Here is a 19367-nt window from a genome sequence, read left to right as displayed (position 1 = left end):
TGTGACCCAGTCGTCAGCCGATAGTGCCCGCTACCCCGACGAACGCAGCGCTTACGCTACTTTTTATCCAGGGGTTTTCATCAGAATCCTTTGGACTGCAAGCAGGTTCCGTTAAGATAGTCGGCTTTTTCAAAGCGGGAGTCAGGCAGCATGGCGCAGCAGTATCAACCGGGGCAACGCTGGATCAGTGACAGCGAAGCGGAGCTAGGTCTAGGCACCGTTCTGGCACAGGACGGCCGCTTGCTGACCGTGCTCTACCCGGCCACTGGCGACACCCGCCAGTATGCGCTACGAAATGCGCCCCTCACTCGCGTGAGGTTCTCCCCGGGTGACAGCATCACCCACTTCGAAGGCTGGAAGATGACCGTGCAGGAAGTCGAGGACGTCGACGGCCTGCTGGTCTACCACGGTCTCGACGCACAGAACCAGCCCGTCACCCTGCCTGAGACCCAGCTGTCGAACTTCATCCAGTTCCGCCTGGCCAGTGACCGCCTGTTCGCCGGGCAGATCGACCCGCTGGCCTGGTTCTCGCTGCGCTACCACACCCTGGAACACACCAGCCGCCAGCTGCAATCGCCACTCTGGGGCCTGGGTGGCGTGCGCGCCCAACCCATCGCCCACCAACTGCATATCGCCCGTGAAGTCGCCGACCGCATCGCGCCTCGGGTCCTGCTGGCGGACGAAGTGGGCCTGGGCAAGACCATCGAGGCCGGCTTGGTGATCCATCGTCAACTGCTGTCGGGCCGTGCCAGCCGGGTGCTGATCCTGGTTCCGGAGAACCTGCAGCACCAGTGGCTGGTGGAAATGCGCCGGCGCTTCAACCTGCAGGTCGCACTGTTCGACGAAGAACGCTTCATCGAAAGCGATGCCAGCAACCCGTTCGAAGACACCCAGCTGGCCCTGGTGGCCCTGGAGTGGCTGGTGGACGATGAGAAGGCCCAGGACGCGCTGTTCGCCGCCGGCTGGGACCTGATGGTGGTGGACGAAGCCCACCACCTGGTCTGGCACGAAGAGCAAGCCAGCCCGGAATACACCCTGGTCGAGCAACTGGCCGAGACCATTCCCGGCGTCCTGCTGCTGACCGCCACCCCCGAGCAGCTGGGCCAGGACAGCCACTTCGCCCGCCTGCGCCTGCTGGACCCGAACCGCTTCCATGACCTGGCGGCCTTCCGCGCCGAGAGCGAGAACTACCGGCCGGTGGCCGAAGCCGTGCAGGAACTGCTGGACCAGGGCCGCCTGTCCCCCGAAGCGCACAAGACCATCCAGGGCTTCCTCGGCAATGAGGGCGAAGCCCTGCTGGCCGCCGTCAACGATGGCGACAATGAAGCCAGCGCACGCCTGGTGCGCGAATTGCTGGACCGCCACGGCACCGGCCGCGTGCTGTTCCGTAATACCCGCGCCGCGGTCCAGGGTTTCCCGGAGCGCAAGCTGCACGCCTATCCGCTGCCGTGCCCGGACGAATACCTGGAACTGCCCCTGGGCGAGCACGCCGAGCTGTACCCGGAAGTCAGCTTCCAGGCCCAGCCCGAGGCCAGCGACGACGACCAGCGCTGGTGGAAATTCGACCCACGGGTCGAGTGGCTGATCGACCAGCTGAAGATGCTCAAGCGCACCAAGGTCCTGGTGATCTGCGCCCACGCCGAGACCGCCATGGACCTGGAGGACGCCCTGCGCGTGCGCTCCGGCATCCCGGCCACGGTCTTCCATGAAGGCATGAACATCCTTGAGCGCGACCGCGCCGCCGCCTATTTCGCCGACGAAGAGTTCGGTGCCCAGGTGCTGATCTGCTCGGAAATCGGCAGTGAAGGCCGCAACTTCCAGTTCGCCCATCACCTGGTGATGTTCGACCTGCCCGCGCACCCGGACCTGCTGGAACAGCGGATCGGCCGCCTGGACCGGATCGGCCAGAAGCATGTGATCGAGCTGCACGTACCCTACCTGGAGACCAGCCCGCAAGAGCGCCTGTTCCAGTGGTACCACGAGGCGCTGAACGCCTTCCTGGCCACCTGCCCCACCGGCAATGCCTTGCAGCACCAGTTCGGTCCGCGTTTGTTGCCGCTCCTGGAAAATGCCGACGATGGCCAGTGGCAGGCCCTGATCGACGAGGCCCGTGGTGAGCGCGAGCGCCTGGAAGCCGAGCTGCATACCGGCCGCGACCGCCTGCTGGAGCTGAACTCCGGCGGCGCCGGCGAAGGCGAATCGCTGGTGGAGGCGATCCTCGAGCAAGACGATCAGTTCGCCCTGCCGATCTACATGGAGACCCTGTTCGACGCCTTCGGCATCGACAGCGAAGACCATTCGGACAACGCCCTGATCCTCAAGCCCAGCGAGAAGATGCTCGACGCCAGCTTCCCCCTGGGCGACGACGAAGGCGTGACCATCACCTACGACCGCGGCCAGGCCCTGTCCCGCGAGGACATGCAGTTCATCACCTGGGAACACCCGATGGTGCAGGGCGGCATGGACCTGGTGCTGTCCGGTTCCATGGGCAACACCGCCGTGGCGCTGATCAAGAACAAGGCGCTCAAGCCCGGCACCGTGCTGCTGGAACTGCTCTATGTCAGCGAAGTGGTCGCTCCACGCTCGCTGCAACTGGGCCGCTACCTGCCACCGGCGGCCCTGCGCTGCCTGCTGGACGCCAACGGCAACGACCTGTCGCCACGGGTGGCCTTCGAGACCCTCAACGACCAGCTGGAAAGCGTGCCCAAGGCCAGCGCCAACAAGTTCATCCAGGCCCAGCGCGACCAGCTGGCACCGAAGATCAACGCCGGCGAAGCCAAGGTCGCCCCACGTCACGCCGAGCGTGTGGCCGAGGCCCAACGGCGCCTGGCAGCCGACCTGGACGAAGAGCTGGCGCGCCTGACCGCGTTGCAGGCGGTCAACCCCACCGTCCGCGACAGCGAGCTGGTCGCCCTGCGCAAGCAACGGGAGCAAGGCCTGGCCATGCTCGAGAAAGCCGCGCTGCGCCTGGAGGCGATCCGGGTCCTGGTAGCAGGCTGATTCCCAGGCTTGGCACCACGAAACAGGCCCGCTCATGCGGGCCTTTTTTTATCGTCCGTAGCAGCCATGCCATCAGGCCGTCGCTGGCGCTGCAACCGCCTCGCCCGGCGCCAGCCCATCGCGCATGCGCTGGGCATCGCGCACGAAGCTGCGCGAGGCAATGCACAGGAACACCAGGGTCAGCAATAGCGCCACCGGGATCAGGTACATGGCATCGTGCAGGCCGATGGCCTTGAACGCCTCGGTCATCTGCCCGGCCCCGGCGGCGTCCATCGCCGCATGGGCAAAGCGGTCGGACAACGCCCCCACCACCACCGGCCCCAGGCCGCCCCCCAGCAGGTACAGGCCAGCGAAGAACAATGCCATGGCGGTGGCCCGCAAACGCGGCTCCACCACATCCTGGATCGCCGTGTAGACGCAGGTGTAGAAGTTGTAGGCAAACAACCAACCGATACTGAACACCGCCACGAACACACCGATCTCGATCCGTCCGGCATGCAGGGCCCAGGCCGTGCACAACGTGGAAATCAGCAGGCTGGCGGCGGCGAACAACAAGCGACCGTTGGCCACCCGCTGGTGGATCTTGTCGGCGATCCAGCCTCCCAGGGTCAGGCCCACCAGGCCGGTCACCCCGACCATGATCCCCGTGGCCACTGCCGCCTCCTGCAAGGGCATCAGGAAGTAGCGCTGCAGCATCGGCACCAGGAACGAGTTGCAAGCATAGGTGGCAAAGTTAAAGGCCAGGCCGGCCAGGGTCAGCCAGAGAAAGGTCGGGATCGCCAGCACCCGGCGGATCGGCCGCTCGATGCGTTCCAGGGACACCTTGCTGGCCTCCGCCGCCCCGCGCTTGGGTTCCTTGATGAAGAACATGAACACCGCCAGCAACAGGCCCGGTACCGCGGCGATGAAGAACGGCGCGCGCCAGCTGTCGAATGCCTTGACCATCGCCCCGATGGTGAAGAAGGCCAGCAACAGGCCCAGGGGCAGGCCGAGCATGAAGATGCCCATGGCCCGGGCCCGGCGGTGGGCCGGGAACAAATCGCCGATCAACGAATTGGCCGCTGGCGCATAACTGGCCTCGCCGATGCCCACGCCCATGCGCACCAGTAGGAAGCTCCAGAAACTGCCCACCATGCCGTTGACTGCGGTGAGCCCGCTCCAGACCGCCAGGCCCCAGCCCATCAACTTGCTCCGCGAGCCGGTATCGGCCAGCCGCCCCAGGGGCAGGCCGGCGATGGCATAGACGATGGTGAAGGCGGTGCCGATGATCCCCAGCTGGAAATCGCTCAGGTGCCACTCCATGCGGATCGGCTCGATGATGATCGCGGGAATGGTACGGTCGAAGAAGTTGAACAGGTTTGCCAAAAACAACAGGAACAGAATGCGCCAGGCATTCGCCGCTTGAGTCGAGTTATCCATGGGTCGATCTCTTTTATTGTTATTGGGCCAGACACACGCCTGGACACTGCAATCTAGTCAGCCATGGGGCCCCTGTCTGTGATCATTCGCCGGCCTGATACCTGGGCATCGCGGCGCGTCCTGGCAAACTCCGGAAAACGCTGCCCCAGCAGCCTCGGCCACCGGGCCACAGCCCCCGTACCCCGGGGCTTTACCAATATTTTCAAGGGTTTGGCAAAGGCTGAAAAAATACCTGGCGCCCCCCCTTCCCAAGGCCGATGCGAAGCCTAGAATAACCGCCTTGCCTCCCCCCCATTCCGACCCTTTCCCCGTTGAATACGCCTATGTCCGAAGCCAGTCCGTGTCTGAATTGCGGTGCCTGCTGTTCATACTTTCGTGTGTCTTTTTTCTGGGGCGAATGCGCCTCGTCCGGTGGAACGGTCCCCGACGAACTCGTGCAGAGCATCACTCCCAGCCGGGTAGCCATGCTCGGTACCGACTGCAAATCGCCACGCTGCATCGCCCTTGAAGGGGAAGTCGGCAAGAGCGTGAGTTGCTCGATCTATGCTCAGCGTGGCAGTCCATGCCGGGAGTTCGAGGCTTCCTGGGTGGACGGCCAGCACAACGCCGACTGCGACGCCGCCCGCGCCGCGTTCGGCCTTGCCCCACTGGAGCCGGCGAACGACGAGCCCTGGTACGAGGAAAGCGCTTAGCACTTTTAGCGATAGACCCAATAAGCAAATCATTAGAGCCAAAGTGCCACCGTCCATTGCAGCCACCGAGCGCCTTCTATACTGCAAGCACTCGTTGGCGCTGATCCGCCGACGCCAGACGACTAAGATGACATGGGCACGCTATGGATTGGCTGGGTCTGCATTTCATTACCGAGCTTCCGGATAGCGGGCAGGTGGTCCTCCATTGCACCCACAATCCGGTTCTAGTGCTGCTGGCCTACCTGGTGGCCTGCGCCGCCAGCTTCGCCACCCTGGACATGGCCGAGCGCGTCAGCCATGTCGAGCAGCCGAGCAGCCAGCGTTTGTGGCGCTGGGTCGGTGCCTGCTGCCTGTCCGGCGGAATCTGGTCCATGCACTTCATCGCCATGCTGGCCTTCGAAGCACCGCTGGAAATCCACTACGACCTGCCGCTGACCCTGCTATCGCTGTTCATCGTGCTGATTGCCGCCTGGCTGGCGATGGATACCCTGAGCCACATGCAACTGCCGCTCTGGCGCTACTGCCTGGCCGCGCTGTGGATCGGCCTGGGCATCAGCGCCATGCACTACGTGGGCATGGCGGCCATGCGCTCCAGCGCCAGCCTGTACTACGACCCCAGGATCATGGGGCTGTCGGTGCTGGTGGCCATCGGCTGCAGCCTGACGGCGCTCTTGTTGTCCCGGCACCTGCGTGACGGCAGCGGGATATTCCACCAGTTGCTCAAGTACACCAGCAGCCTGGTACTGGGCGGCGCCATCGTCCTCATGCATTTCACCGGCATGTGGTCCATGACCCTGACCCTGCCCGCCGGGGCGCTGCCGATCTCGGTGACGCCCGACGGCAACCTGCAACTGGGGCTGGCTGTCTGCGCGATCATCCTGCTGGTCATCGGCAGCGGCATCAGCGCAGCCCTGGCGGACAAGAAGCTGCAGCACAAGGAGCGCGACCTGCGCCGGGTCAACGCGCTGCTCTCGCAGCTCGACCAGGCCCGTGCCTCCTTGCAGCACGTGGCCCATTACGACGCCCTGACCAACCTGATCAACCGCCGGGGTTTCAACCAGCTGTTCGCCGAAAAGCTGATGGAAAAGAGCACCTTCGGCGGCATGCTGGCGGTGATGTTCCTTGATATCGATCACTTCAAGCGCATCAACGACAGCCTCGGCCACGATGCCGGCGATGAGCTGCTCAAGGTCATCGCCGGGCATATCAAGAGTTCGACCCGCAACCATGAGGACGTGGTAGCGCGCCTGGGCGGCGACGAATTCTGCATCCTCATCAACCTCTATGAGCGCGACGAGGCTCGGAACATGGCCCTGCGCATCATGCATAAGATGAAGGAACCGATCGAACTGGGCGGGCGGCGCATGGTGATGACCACCAGCATCGGCATCAGTCTCTTTCCCGACGACGGCAAGACCTGCGAGGAGCTATTGAAGAACGCCGACCTGGCCCTCTACCAGTCCAAGGATTCGGGACGCAACACCCTGCATTTCTTCAGTTCCAACCTCAAGACCCGGGCTACCCTGGAACTGCAACTGGAAGAAGAATTGCGCAACGCGCTGCGCGACAACCAGGCCTTGCAGCTGTACTACCAGCCGATCTACGACCTTCGCAGCGCCCGGGTCACCAAGCTCGAGGCCCTGGTGCGCTGGCAGCATCCACAGCACGGCTTGTTGAGCCCGGATCGCTTCATCAGCATTGCCGAAGCCAATGGCATGATCGCCGAACTGGACAGCTGGGTGCTGCGCAAGGCCTGCGAAGACCTGGCCTACCTGTCGCGCCATGGCCGCGGCGAACTGAAGATCGCGGTCAACTGCTCGGCGCTGAACCTGACCCGCGAGGAACTGGCCGGGGAAATCGACAGCGCCCTGCGCAACGCCCAGGTGGCCCCCCAGCGCCTGGAGCTGGAAGTCACGGAAAACGCGTTGATGGGCAACATCGCCAGCACCCTGGCACTGCTCAAGCAGATCCGTGGCCTGGGGGTATCGCTGTCGATCGATGACTTCGGCACCGGCTACTCATCCCTGGCCTATCTCAAGCGACTGCCGCTCAACACCTTGAAGATCGACCGTTCGTTCATCCAGGACATCCCCAAATCGACCCAGGACATGGAGATCGTCCAGGCGATCATCGTCATGGCCCACACCTTGCATCTACAGGTGGTTACCGAAGGGGTCGAGACCCTGGAGCAACAGCGGCTGCTGGAGCACTACGGCTGCGACTACCTGCAGGGCTACCTGCTCAGCCGGCCGGTACCGCTGCTGGAGCTGCCCGAGGTGCTGGACGAACTCGACCAGCGCCATGCCGGCGTCCTCAGCCCACGGCAGTCGGATCTCGATAAAGCTGAACCAGAGTCGCTGGATCTTTTTCCAGATAGCCCTGCCCACCATGCAGACGCATCAACTGCGCAGCTAACCCGCTGATCGGCGTCGCCGCCCCCTGCTCCCGGGACAGTTTCACCGCGCCATCCAGGTCCTTTAGCAAGGTGCGGACATGCCACTTGACCGGTTCGAAACGACTCTCGGCCATCTGTGGGGCGAGAATCTGCAATGGCCGCGAATCGGCGAAGCCACCGGCCAAGGCCTCGGCCAACAAACGCGCATCGACCCCGGAGCGCTCGGCCAGGGCCACCACCTCGGCAATCACCAGGGCATTGCAGGCGACGATCATCTGGTTGCAGGCCTTGGTCACCTGGCCCGCGCCCACCGCGCCCATGTGCGTGACCCGCTGCCCCATGGCCAGCAGCACGGGACGCACCCGCTCGACATCCACGGCCGTACCGCCAGCCATGATCGCCAGGCTGCCGGCCTCGGCGCCCTGGGTGCCGCCGGATACCGGAGCGTCGACCCAGCCCATGCCCGTATCGCGGGCCAGGGTGGCGGCCATCTCCCGGGTCGCCGCCGGTTCCAGGCTCGACAGGTCCAGCAGCAACTGGCCAGGCCGGGCGCCTTCGGCGATCCCGCCGGCGCCGAAGACCACCTCGCGCACCACCTCGGTATTGGCCAGGCACGACAGCACCAGGTCGGCCTGGTCGCAGAGCTGCGATGGCGCGGCGACTTGTCGCGCCCCGGCGGCCACCAGCGGCGCGCACTTGTGCGGGTTGCGGTTCCACACCACCAGCGGATAGCCCGCAGCCAGCAGGCGCTGGCACATCGGCAGCCCCATCAGGCCGATTCCGGCAAAACCGAGCGTAGGTAACGCTGACATCATATTGCCCTCATTTGATTAAAGATCATCGGATACTGGCCGATCCATCATGATTCAGGAAAGGATTCCCCCGAGCGTCGCTCAGAAAACACCCTGGCACCTTGGGCAAAATTCGCACTCCACGAAGCTGCGAGGTCCCATTCCGTGATGGCCCGCCGACACCTCGTCCGCGAGCCAACCTGACCAGGCACATGGCGCACAATGACTTCTAAAAACGATCCTGCCAACGCAGTCTCCGAGATGACGCTGACCTCCCCCAAACCAAGCCACTCAGATACGAAGCCATTGTCCAGTTCACGCCCCCAGTCGACCCAGCAGTACCTGTACTTCACCGAGACCAACACCGACCGCATCCTCGATAACCTCGATGGCCTGCGTGACACGGTATTCCCGCGGCCGGTGCACCTGGAAGACGAGCCGGAAAACCGCCGTGACCAGGAATTTCCCTCGGTCTGCCTGATCGGCCTCGGTCGCTGCGGCTCCAACATCGCCCTGGACGTGGCGGAGCTGGTGTACAACGCCCGCAAGTTCTACCTCAACGAATTCAATAACGAAGACAAGTCCTACGAAGGCGGCTACAGCCCCGGCCAATGGATCCGCCAGAACCTGCGCCTGGGCCAGAACAAGGCCAGCAAGCCGGTGTTCCTGGTGGAACCGCTGGTGATGCTCGGCGACCTGGACAAGGACATCGCCGGTCGCATCCGCTTCTCGCGCAAGGGCGAAAAGAGCGGGTTCATCCGCGACTACAGCAAGATGAAGATCATGGACCTCTCGGAAGTCCATGCCGGTGGCGCCGGTAACGCGCCGATCCTCGGCCAGTACCTGGCCAAGATCATCCTCAACAAGGACACCCAGCGCTTCTCCAGCCCGGAGTGGAAGATGATCCACTCGTACCTGATCGATTCCTGCGGGATCAAGGCCAACCAGTCGCGCCTGTACTTCTCGATCTTCAGCGCCGGTGGCGGTACCGGCTCGGGCATGGCCTCGGAATTCGGCCTGGCCCAGCAGTACTCGTACATGAACAAGACCTTCGACACCAAGCCGATGGACGAGCACGACAGCAAGAGCGGGCACTCCTTCGTCTTCGAACCGATCTTCACCAGCGGCATCTGCGTACTGCCGAATATCTCCGACCATCGCAGCGAAATGTCCGAGGCCCTGCACATCAACGCCGGGCGGCTGCTGTGCAAGTACCTGTCCGAGGAGTGGGACTTCTCCTACAACTTCGATAACGAAGACAGCAGCGAAGCCAGCGTCATGGGGCGAATCCGCCCCTGGAACGCAATGATGCTGATCTCCAACGACATCATGCGCTACGCCGAAGAAAGCGATGACGGCAACATCCAGAACATCGACGTCAACGCCATGGAGAAGCACGCCAACCAGTACATCTCCCAGCAGATCTTCAACATCCTCACCGCCCAGGCGGTGACCACCGACTACGACCAGAACTACTTCCGGCGCGCCGGCATCGATATCGGCGAGACCATCCGCCTGGACGCCAACGACCTGTTCATGAGCCTGGCCGGCCCGGTGGCGATCGCCTACGCCGAATCCGTGGTGCCGGAACAGCCGGTGCCCACCGGCGACAAGTTCAAGGTGTTCGAGAAAGAGCCACAGCGCCTGAACATCGACGATCTGTTCTTCCGCTCCATCGACCTGCCGCACTTCAACAAGCAGACCCAGGCCATCGAGGGCATCAGCCTGCTGCCGATCGAATCCAAGCGTTATCGCGCGGCGCTGGAGCAATACAAGGCCTCGGGCTTCGACGCCGCGGCGCTGCACGACCTGCATTTCTTCAAGAACTGCTCGTCGGTGGTGTCCATCGTCTCGCTGCCCAAGGACTACAAGCTGTCCTACATGGACCTGAACCGCCTCAAGACCCACCTCAACAGCCTGTTCCCCAACACCACCCTCAAGCGCTACGCGCTGGTGATCGGTGCCTCGGCCAACCTGTCGCTGACCACCCTGATCGCCAAGAGCCCGTGCCTGTCGGACGACTTCCTGACGCTGATCGTGGCCTTCATCAAGCGCTGCTTCGCACGTAATCCGTACCGTTTCGACGACACCCTGGACAACTCGGTGCTGGACTTCATCACCAGCGACCATTTCGACGAAGACCGCATCGACGACCTGCTCAACGAGTTCGAGAACCCGGCGAAGATCCTCGACACCAACTGGTATGCGATCAAGCCGATGTACGAGAAGAAGTACCGCGAGCTGATCAACGACAAGGACAAGTTCGTCTCGATCAACGACATCCGTCTGTCGCGCGATTGCGTGAAGAAGGCCATCAAGTACCTGCGGGAAATCTACCGCCACCGCATCGGCAAGACCCGGGTCATCTCCCTCAACCAGCACACCGGCAAGACCGCCTACTGATGCTCGAGCACCGGCCAGCCTCATCGGCTGGCCGGTGCTCGGGTCATGCAAAGGGAAAGGATCAGGACGCTTGCGAAGGCTGCCGGGGAACAATTGGGCAGCTCGTCGGATGGGCTTGAAACTGTTCCCCTTCCGTGAACGTCACCTTGGCCAAAAGACCCCGTGGGGCCTTTCTCTACGGCAAGGTGCCATCACTGGATTCACGGTTACTCGGCTACACACTTTTGTCCGACAAAAGCCTGCACCCGTTCAGCGCACGGCCTCAGCTCGGCGCCCTTTCCTGGACCAGGATCCAGGGTGATACCACCACCGCCCACAACGTCGGATCGCGTTCCAGCAGATCGGACGCCCGCGTCGCAGACAGCTTTTCAACATTACCCTGGGCCAACCAGGCCGCCACTTTGTCCGCCTGGTTCTCGGCCACGGCCTGGGCCACTTCGATCAGATCCAGGTCGGCATCGACCCACAATAGGGCACCCTTGGCGAAGAACCGCTCCAGTTCCTTCCAGCTGATGGATGCGGTCTCACCAAGCAGCTTGGCATAGAGGGTGCTAGGTTCTTGAGTCATGGGACTGTCCAGAAAAGAAATCGGCGCAATCATAACGTCGGTGCCCTGGCAGAAAAACCCGATAGCAAAAGCGTCATCGATCGAGAAGCTCAGAAGCGCCAGGGATTGACGCCGAAACGTGCGAAATGCCACGCCGCAAATCTGTCTTTTTCTTTCAAACAAGCGACACTCCGCGTTTTTGCCCCCAGCAGCCAGCTTTTCAAGCGAACGACCGGCGCACTACACTGTACCGGTACAGTTGCCAGGGGCATTTCCGACGGATATTCGCGAAATATCTGGTTCGGTTCTGCGACTCAAGGCCGCCGGAACTATAAAAATTACAACAGTAAGAGTGGAGCACTATGAATAAGGCTACTAAGCAGATTTCCAAACTGTTTGCCGCTATGGTCCTGGCAGGTGTTGCCGGCCATTCGTTCGCAGCTGACACCATCAAGATCGGTATCGCCGGGCCCAAGACCGGCCCTGTAGCACAGTACGGAGACATGCAGTTCAGTGGCGCCAAGATGGCCATTGAACAGATCAACGCCAAGGGCGGCGTGAACGGCAAGAAACTCGAAGCCGTCGAATACGACGACGCCTGCGATCCCAAGCAGGCCGTGGCAGTCGCCAACAAAGTGGTCAACGATGGCGTCAAGTATGTCGTCGGCCACCTCTGTTCCAGCTCCACTCAACCCGCCTCCGACATCTATGAAGATGAAGGCGTGGTGATGATCACCCCCGCCGCCACCAGCCCCGATATCACCGCCCGTGGCTACAAGATGGTGTTCCGCACCATCGGCCTGGACAGCGCCCAGGGCCCGGCCGCCGGCAACTATATCGCCGACCACGTGAAACCCAAGATCGTCGCGGTGCTCCACGACAAGCAGCAATACGGTGAAGGCATCGCCACCGCCGTGAAGCAGACCCTGGAGAAGAAAGGCACCAAGGTCGCCGTGTTCGAAGGCATCAACGCCGGCGACAAGGACTTCTCTTCCCTGGTGGCCAAGCTCAAGCAAGCCAACGTCGATTTCGTCTACTACGGCGGCTACCACCCGGAACTGGGCCTGATCCTGCGCCAAGCCCAGGAAAAAGGCCTGAAGGCCAAGTTCATGGGTCCGGAAGGCGTCGGCAACGACTCCATCTCGCAGATCGCCAAGGACGCTTCCGAAGGCCTGCTGGTGACCCTGCCCAAGTCCTTCGACCAGGACCCGGCCAACGTCGCCCTGGCCGATGCGTTCAAGGCCAAGAAAGAAGACCCGAGCGGTCCTTTCGTATTCCCTTCCTACTCCGCGGTTGAAGTGATCGCCGGAGCCATTGCCAACGCCAAGAGCGAAGACGCGGCCAAAGTCGCCGAGGCCATCCACGCCGGCACCTTCAAGACCCCGACCGGCGACCTGAGCTTCGACGCCAAGGGCGACCTGAAGGACTTCAAGTTCGTGGTCTACGAGTGGCACTTCGGCAAGCCCAAGACCGAAGTCTCGCCTCAGTAAGGCTGGCCCTGGCTGACTGCCGATAAAGCCCACGGCTTTGCCGTGGGCTTTGTTTTCCGAATGTATGGGCTGCGTTCCCGTGATCCGGGAGCCTGCCCACCTGAAAATCTCAAAACCGTCATCAGCGGTTCGCTGGCAAAGTCCAGCCCGAAGTGGGTGCAAACCCATGGGGCCTGGGCGGGAAAATGACTCCACCAGTGAAATGCGTATCAGGTTTTTAGGAGCGTTGTAATGCCTGACATCTATCACTTCTTCCAACAGCTGGTTAACGGTCTCACCGTTGGCAGCACGTATGCCTTGATCGCCATCGGCTACACGATGGTCTACGGCATCATTGGAATGATCAACTTCGCCCATGGCGAGGTCTACATGATCGGTTCCTACGTGGCGTTCATCGCCATCGCCGGACTGGCCATGATGGGACTCGACAGCGTCCCACTCCTGATGACCGCGGCCTTCATCGCGAGCATCGTCGTCACCAGTGCCTACGGCTACAGCATCGAACGGATCGCCTACCGCCCCTTGCGTGGCAGTAACCGCCTGATCCCGCTGATCTCCGCCATCGGTATGTCGATCTTCCTGCAGAACACCGTTCTGCTGGCACAGGACTCCAAGGACAAGTCCATTCCCAACCTGATCCCGGGCAGCTTTTCCATCGGCCCGGGTGGCGCACAGGAAGTGCTGGTCTCCTACATGCAGATCGTGGTGTTCGTGGTGACCCTCATCGCCATGCTCGGCCTGACCCTGTTCATCTCCCGCTCTCGCCTGGGTCGCGCTTGCCGTGCCTGCGCCGAGGACATCCGGATGGCCAACCTGCTGGGTATCAACACCAACAACATCATCGCCCTGACCTTCGTGATCGGCGCCGCGCTGGCGGCCATCGCCGCCGTGCTGCTGAGCATGCAATACGGGGTGATCAACCCCAACGCCGGCTTCCTGGTGGGCCTGAAGGCCTTCACCGCGGCGGTCCTGGGCGGCATCGGCAGTATCCCGGGCGCGATGCTCGGCGGGCTGGTGCTGGGGGTGGCCGAAGCCTTTGGTGCCGACGTGTTCGGCGACCAGTACAAGGATGTCGTGGCGTTCGGCCTGTTGGTTCTGGTGCTGTTGTTCCGGCCGACCGGCATTCTGGGCCGTCCGGAGGTTGAGAAAGTATGACTAGGAATCTTAAATCGGCGCTGTTCAGCGCCCTGTTGGTCTGGGCAGTAGCGTATCCGGTACTGGGCCTGAAACTGAGCATCGTCGGCATCAACCTGGAAGTGCACAACACCAGCCCGACCATCCTCGCCACCATCGCGTTGTGCTCGGTGCTGATGTTCCTGCGGGTGCTGTTCCATACCCAGATCAGCGCCCTGTGGAAGTCCTCGCCGAAAGTGCCGCTGATCCCGGCCAAGGCCAGCAACTTCCTGACCCTGCCCAGCACCCAGCGCTGGCTGATCCTGGCCCTGATCGTCGGCGCCCTGGTCTGGCCGTTCTTCGGTTCCCGCGGAGCGGTGGACATCGCCACGCTGATCCTGATCTACGTGATGCTCGGCCTGGGCCTGAACATCGTCGTCGGTCTGGCCGGCCTGCTGGACCTGGGCTACGTGGGGTTCTACGCCGTCGGCGCCTACAGCTACGCGCTGCTATCGCACTACTTCGGCCTGAGCTTCTGGATCTGCCTGCCCATCGCCGGCCTGATGGCGGCCACCTTCGGCTTCCTGCTGGGCTTCCCGGTGCTGCGCCTGCGCGGTGACTACCTGGCGATCGTCACCCTGGGCTTCGGTGAGATCATCCGCTTGCTGCTGCGCAACATGACCGACCTGACCGGCGGCCCCAACGGCATCAGCAACATCGAGAAACCGACCTTCTTCGGCCTGACCTTCGAGCGCAAGGCAGCGGAAGGCATGCAGACCTTCCACGAGTTCTTCGGCCTGCAATACAACTCGATCAACAAGGTGATCTTCCTCTACCTGGTGGCGTTGCTGCTGGCCTTGTTCGCGCTGTTCGTGATCAACCGCCTGCTGCGCATGCCGATCGGTCGCGCCTGGGAAGCCCTGCGCGAAGATGAGATCGCCTGCCGCGCCCTGGGCCTGAACCCCACCGTGATCAAGCTCTCGGCCTTCACCCTGGGCGCCTGCTTCGCCGGTTTCGCCGGCAGCTTCTTCGCCGCCCGCCAAGGCCTGGTGACCCCGGAGTCCTTCACCTTCATCGAGTCGGCGATCATCCTCGCCATCGTGGTGCTCGGCGGCATGGGCTCGCAACTGGGGGTGATCCTCGCGGCGATCGTGATGATCCTGTTACCTGAAATGATGCGTGAATTCAGCGAATACCGGATGTTGATGTTCGGCGCCCTGATGGTGCTGATGATGATCTGGCGTCCCCAAGGTCTGCTGCCCATGCAACGTCCTCACATGGAGCTGCGCAAATGAGCCGCGAGATCCTGAAAGTTACCGGGCTGTCCATGCGCTTCGGCGGCCTGCTGGCGGTCAATGGCGTGGGCCTGACCGTCAAGGAAAAACAAGTGGTGGCGCTGATCGGCCCGAACGGCGCCGGCAAGACCACGGTGTTCAACTGCCTCACCGGCTTCTACCAGCCCAGCTCCGGCAGCATCCTGCTGGACGGCGAGCCGATCCAGGGCCTGACCGGCCACAAGATCGCCCGCAAGGGCGTGGTGCGGACCTTCCAGAACGTGCGGTTGTTCAAGGACATGACGGCGGTCGAGAACCTCTTGATCGCCCAGCATCGCCACTTGAACACCAACTTCCTGGCCGGCTTGTTCAAGACCCCGGCGTTCCGCAAGAGCGAGCGCGAGGCCATGGAGTACGCCGGCTACTGGCTGGACAAGGTCAACCTGCGCGAGTTCGCCAACCGCCCCGCCGGGACCCTGGCCTACGGCCAGCAACGACGCCTGGAAATCGCCCGCTGCATGATGACCCGACCACGGATCCTCATGCTCGACGAGCCCGCCGCCGGCCTCAACCCCAAGGAGACCGAGGATCTCAAGGCGCTGATCAGCGTGCTGCGTGAAGAGCACAACGTCACCGTGCTGCTGATCGAGCACGACATGAAGCTGGTCATGAGCATTTCCGACCATATCGTCGTGATCAACCAGGGCACGCCGCTGGCCGACGGTACGCCGGAACAGATCCGTGACAATCCCGAAGTGATCAAAGCCTACCTGGGGGAAGCGTAAATGCTGCAGTTCGAGAACGTTTCCACCTACTACGGCAAGATCCAGGCCCTGCACAGCGTCAACGTCGAGATCCGCCAAGGCGAAATCGTCACCCTGATCGGCGCCAACGGCGCCGGCAAGTCCACCCTGCTGATGACCCTCTGCGGTTCGCCCCAGGCCCACAGCGGCAGCATTCGCTACCTGGGCGAGGAGCTGGTAGGGCAAAGCTCGGCGCAGATCATGCGCAAGAGCATCGCCGTGGTGCCCGAAGGACGCCGGGTCTTCGCCCGCCTGACGGTGGAGGAGAACCTGGCCATGGGCGGTTTCTTCACCGACAAGGGTGACTACCAGGAACAGATGGACAAGGTCCTGCACCTGTTCCCACGGCTCAAGGAACGCTTCACCCAGCGTGGCGGCACCATGTCCGGCGGCGAGCAGCAAATGCTCGCCATCGGCCGGGCGCTGATGAGCAAGCCCAAGCTGTTGCTCCTGGACGAACCGTCCCTGGGCCTGGCGCCGATCATCATCCAGCAGATCTTCGACATCATCGAACAGCTGCGCCGCGACGGCGTGACGGTGTTCCTGGTGGAGCAGAACGCCAACCAGGCGTTGAAGATCGCCGACCGCGCCTATGTGCTGGAGAACGGCCGGGTGGTGATGCAAGGCACCGGCGAAGCGCTGCTGACCGATCCCAAGGTCCGTGACGCCTATCTCGGCGGCTAAGCGCCAGCGGAACCAGAAACGGCCCTTCGGGGCCGTTTTTTTTCGGGGCCAATAAAAAATCGCCAGGGGCTGTAACGAATCGCCAGGTGCCGTCTCTAGTAGGACAAGCGAGCACAAATGCTTCCTTGTCCAAACCCAACCCTGGAGAAACAACATGAGCCATCCTCGTACCCTGTCCGCCACCGCCCTGGTCCTGGCGCTGGGCTCTGCCCTGAGCATCGCCGCCCTGCCGGTCACGGCCCATGCCGAGGGCGACATGGAGAAGTGCTTCGGCGTCGCCATGAAGGGCAAGAACGATTGCGCGGCAGGTGCTGGAACCACCTGCGCGGGCACCTCGAAGACCGACCATCAGGCCAACGCCTGGAAACTGGTGCCCAAGGGCACCTGCGAGAAAACCGCCAGCAGCACCTCCCCCACCGGCTTCGGCCAACTCGCGGCCTTCAAGGCCAAGTCCTGATGCCGCGGCCTGAGTGTCGATCATGAACATGCCCCTAAACCCGCACCGCCACGACGACACTCGGGCCTTGGCGCCAAGCCTGCCGCCTCGCGCTGGCCTGGGGCTCAAGACCGAGCACTTCAAGCAAGTGCTCGACCAACGGCCCGACATCGGTTTCTTCGAGGTCCATGCCGAGAACTACATGGTGGACGGCGGCCCCTTCCATCACTACCTGGGCCTGATTCGCGAGCACTACCCGCTGTCGCTGCATGGTGTCGGCCTGTCCATCGGTGGCGAAGGCCCACTGGACAGCCAGCACCTGGCGCGCCTGGCGGCCTTGATCGAGCGCTACCAGCCCCAGTCCTTTTCGGAGCACCTGGCCTGGTCCAGCCATGGCCCGGTGTTTCTCAACGACTTGTTGCCCCTGGCCTATGACCAACCGACCCTGCAACGGGTCTGCGAACACGTCGACCAGGTACAGCAACGCCTGGGTCGCCAGCTGTTGCTGGAGAACCCGGCCACCTACCTACAGTTCCAGCGCTCGACCCTGGATGAGCCGGACTTCATCAGCGAGGTGATCCACCGCAGCGGTTGCGGCCTCTTGCTGGACATCAACAACCTGCATGTCTGCTGCGTCAATCACCAGCGCGATGCCCTGGCCTACCTGCAGGCGCTGCCATTGCATGCCGTAGGGGAAATCCACCTGGCGGGCTTTGCCGAGGACCGCGATGGGCTGGGAGATCGCCTGTTGATCGACGACCACGGCGCCCCGGTGGACGATGCCGTCTGGGCCCTGTACCAGCAAGTCCTGGAACGTATCGGCCCCATGGCCACGCTGATCGAAAGGGACAATCGCATTCCGCCCTTCGCCACCCTCCAGGCCGAAGCCGGCAAGGCCGAGGCGTTGCTGCGCCAGATCAAGGAGCGCACATGAGCAGCCACGCTGAGTTCACCAGGGCCCTGCTGGACACCGGGCGGGCCTGCCCGCCGGGCCTGTACAGCAGCAACGGCGCCGATCCGGCCAGCCGCTTCGCGGTCTATCGCAACAATGTGCAGGGCTCGCTGATCAACGCCCTGGCAGACAGCTACCCGGTGGTGGAGCAACTGGTGGGCCAAGCGTTTTTCAAGGCCATGGCCCGAACCTATATCGAGCGCCAGCCTCCCAGCACCCCACGGCTCAACGATTACGGCGAGGGGTTTGCCGAATTCATCGACGACTTCGCTCCGGCCGCCTCCTTGCCCTACCTGGGCGATATCGCCCGCCTGGAACGCTTGCGGGTCGAGAGTTATCACGCCGCCGATGCCCGGCCATTGGCAGCGGCACAACTGCAAGAAGCCATGAGCCGACCGGAGCAGCTTGGCCGGTTGCAGCTGCACCCGCATCCATCGCTGCGCAGCCTGCAATCGAGCTACGCCGTGGCCAGCCTGTGGGCCGCGCACCAGGATGGCCGGCAATGGCCATCGTTCTATCTGCATCGGGAACAACACATCCTGGTGCTACGCAACGCCCTGGAGGTCGAGGTACTGGTGGTGGATGCCGGCTGCCTGGCCTTCACCGACAGCTTGCGCGCCCGGCAACCGCTGGCGGTCGCCGCCGCCCAGGCCCTGGACGCCCAAGCCGACTTCGACCTGGGCCGCTGCCTGGGCCTGCTGCTTGGCCACGGCGCACTCATTGACTTGTAACCGCAGAAGAAGACCGATCATGAATACCCGGACCCACTCCCCTATCGCCAACCTGCTGATGCGGGCCTGCCAGAAACTGGAACTCATCCCCTACAGCCTGGTGGCCTTCATCGCGCGCTTCAGTATTGCCGCGGTGTTCTGGAAATCCGGGCAGACCAAGGTCGAAGGACTGGCCATCGACCTGGTTTCCGGAACCTTCGAGCTGGGCTGGCCACGCCTGGCGGATTCGACCATTCCCCTGTTCCAGAGCGAATACCGGCTGCCGCTGCTGACCCCGGAGCTGGCGGCGCACCTGGCGGCCTTCGCCGAGCATTTTTTCCCGCTGTTGATCCTGGTGGGCCTGGCCACGCGCTTCAGCGCCCTGGCGCTGCTGGGCATGACCCTGGTGATCCAGCTGTTCGTCTATCCGGACGCCTACCCGACCCACGGCACCTGGATCGCCATCTTCCTGCTGTTGCTGGCCCGTGGGCCGGGCACATTCTCCATCGACCACCTGCTTTGCCGCAGGCTGCGCACGGGCGCGTAGCGGCCACAGATCATCTGGAGAATCAGCCTGGTCGGTCGAGTACAGGAAGGTCCTGCGGACTTTTGCGCAGCCTCGCTACGCTAGACAGCGGCTACAGGCCGTACGCCCACG

General features: G+C 63.0%; 15 protein-coding genes and 1 pseudogene. 13 read left to right on the top strand and 3 right to left on the bottom strand.

The genetic code is table 11. From position 1 onward, the window contains the following. Positions 1-150 precede the first annotated feature (150 nt). Positions 151-3000 carry an RNA polymerase-associated protein RapA gene (gene rapA, locus H7A76_RS07385; protein WP_185697897.1) on the top strand — a complete coding sequence of 950 codons (2850 nt, stop codon included), beginning with the start codon at positions 151-153 and terminating at the stop codon, positions 2998-3000. A 72-nt stretch (positions 3001-3072) separates the two neighbouring features. Here rapA and H7A76_RS07380 read toward each other — a convergent pair. Continuing rightward, positions 3073-4443, bottom strand: a pseudogene (locus H7A76_RS07380) (spinster family MFS transporter); the annotation flags it as partial. Positions 4444-4742: 299 nt separating this feature from the next. On the opposite strand from H7A76_RS07380, the gene H7A76_RS07375 reads away from it, so the two are divergent. Together H7A76_RS07375 and H7A76_RS07370 are read left to right on the top strand one after the other, a co-directional pair. Next, on the top strand, positions 4743-5111 hold the full coding sequence (locus H7A76_RS07375) for a YkgJ family cysteine cluster protein (protein WP_185697895.1): 369 nt from the start codon (positions 4743-4745) through the stop codon (positions 5109-5111). Positions 5112-5254: 143 nt separating this feature from the next. After that, positions 5255-7534, top strand: a complete 2280-nt coding sequence (locus tag H7A76_RS07370) for a bifunctional diguanylate cyclase/phosphodiesterase (RefSeq protein ID WP_185697894.1) — start codon at positions 5255-5257, stop codon at positions 7532-7534. Here the strand turns inward: H7A76_RS07370 and H7A76_RS07365 are convergent. Further along, positions 7425-8321, bottom strand: coding sequence for an NAD(P)-dependent oxidoreductase (locus tag H7A76_RS07365; RefSeq protein WP_185697893.1), 897 nt, complete (start codon positions 8319-8321; stop codon positions 7425-7427). The genes H7A76_RS07370 and H7A76_RS07365 overlap by 110 nt on opposite strands. A gap of 198 nt (positions 8322-8519) precedes the next feature. Between H7A76_RS07365 and H7A76_RS07360 the strand changes: the two genes are divergently transcribed. Beyond that, positions 8520-10700 (top strand): hypothetical protein, encoded by a 2181-nt coding sequence (locus tag H7A76_RS07360; protein WP_185697892.1) that lies wholly within the window; start codon positions 8520-8522, stop codon positions 10698-10700. Between the two features lie 262 nt (positions 10701-10962). On the opposite strand, the gene H7A76_RS07355 is transcribed toward H7A76_RS07360, so the two are convergent. Then, the gene (locus tag H7A76_RS07355) at positions 10963-11268 is read right to left on the bottom strand and encodes a DUF2288 domain-containing protein (RefSeq protein ID WP_085599178.1); all 306 of its coding nucleotides are present in this window, start codon (positions 11266-11268) and stop codon (positions 10963-10965) included. Between the two features lie 341 nt (positions 11269-11609). Between H7A76_RS07355 and H7A76_RS07350 the strand changes: the two genes are divergently transcribed. The 9 genes from H7A76_RS07350 to H7A76_RS07310 all read left to right on the top strand — a co-directional run bounded on the left by H7A76_RS07350 (position 11610) and on the right by H7A76_RS07310 (position 19256). Further along, positions 11610-12737 (top strand): branched-chain amino acid ABC transporter substrate-binding protein, encoded by a 1128-nt coding sequence (locus tag H7A76_RS07350; RefSeq protein ID WP_022642712.1) that lies wholly within the window; start codon positions 11610-11612, stop codon positions 12735-12737. Positions 12738-12968: 231 nt separating this feature from the next. Then, positions 12969-13892: a high-affinity branched-chain amino acid ABC transporter permease LivH gene (livH, locus tag H7A76_RS07345; protein ID WP_022642711.1), complete on the top strand. Its 924-nt coding sequence runs from the start codon at positions 12969-12971 to the stop codon at positions 13890-13892. Next, a complete protein-coding gene (locus H7A76_RS07340; protein WP_185697891.1) occupies positions 13889-15145 on the top strand; it encodes a high-affinity branched-chain amino acid ABC transporter permease LivM in 1257 nt (418 codons plus the stop codon). The genes livH and H7A76_RS07340 overlap by 4 nt, the downstream gene beginning before the upstream one ends. Next, on the top strand, positions 15142-15909 hold the full coding sequence (gene livG, locus H7A76_RS07335) for a high-affinity branched-chain amino acid ABC transporter ATP-binding protein LivG (protein WP_185697890.1): 768 nt from the start codon (positions 15142-15144) through the stop codon (positions 15907-15909). The genes H7A76_RS07340 and livG overlap by 4 nt, the downstream gene beginning before the upstream one ends. Next, positions 15910-16611: an ABC transporter ATP-binding protein gene (locus tag H7A76_RS07330; RefSeq protein WP_022642708.1), complete on the top strand. Its 702-nt coding sequence runs from the start codon at positions 15910-15912 to the stop codon at positions 16609-16611. A gap of 154 nt (positions 16612-16765) precedes the next feature. Next, positions 16766-17068, top strand: a complete 303-nt coding sequence (locus H7A76_RS07325) for a DUF2282 domain-containing protein (protein WP_022642707.1) — start codon at positions 16766-16768, stop codon at positions 17066-17068. Positions 17069-17096: 28 nt separating this feature from the next. Further along, positions 17097-17981, top strand: a complete 885-nt coding sequence (locus tag H7A76_RS07320) for a DUF692 domain-containing protein (protein WP_185698143.1) — start codon at positions 17097-17099, stop codon at positions 17979-17981. Continuing rightward, positions 17978-18730, top strand: coding sequence for a DNA-binding domain-containing protein (locus H7A76_RS07315; protein ID WP_185697889.1), 753 nt, complete (start codon positions 17978-17980; stop codon positions 18728-18730). The genes H7A76_RS07320 and H7A76_RS07315 overlap by 4 nt, the downstream gene beginning before the upstream one ends. Before the next feature lie 19 nt (positions 18731-18749). After that, positions 18750-19256, top strand: a complete 507-nt coding sequence (locus H7A76_RS07310; RefSeq protein ID WP_185697888.1) for a DoxX family protein — start codon at positions 18750-18752, stop codon at positions 19254-19256. Positions 19257-19367 lie beyond the last annotated feature (111 nt).

Source organism: Pseudomonas sp. MSSRFD41 (genome assembly GCF_014230245.1).
Lineage (GTDB): Bacteria > Pseudomonadota > Gammaproteobacteria > Pseudomonadales > Pseudomonadaceae > Aquipseudomonas > Aquipseudomonas piscis.
Note: the sequence above shows the minus strand (reverse complement) of the source record. Positions and strands in the feature narration are given on the sequence as shown.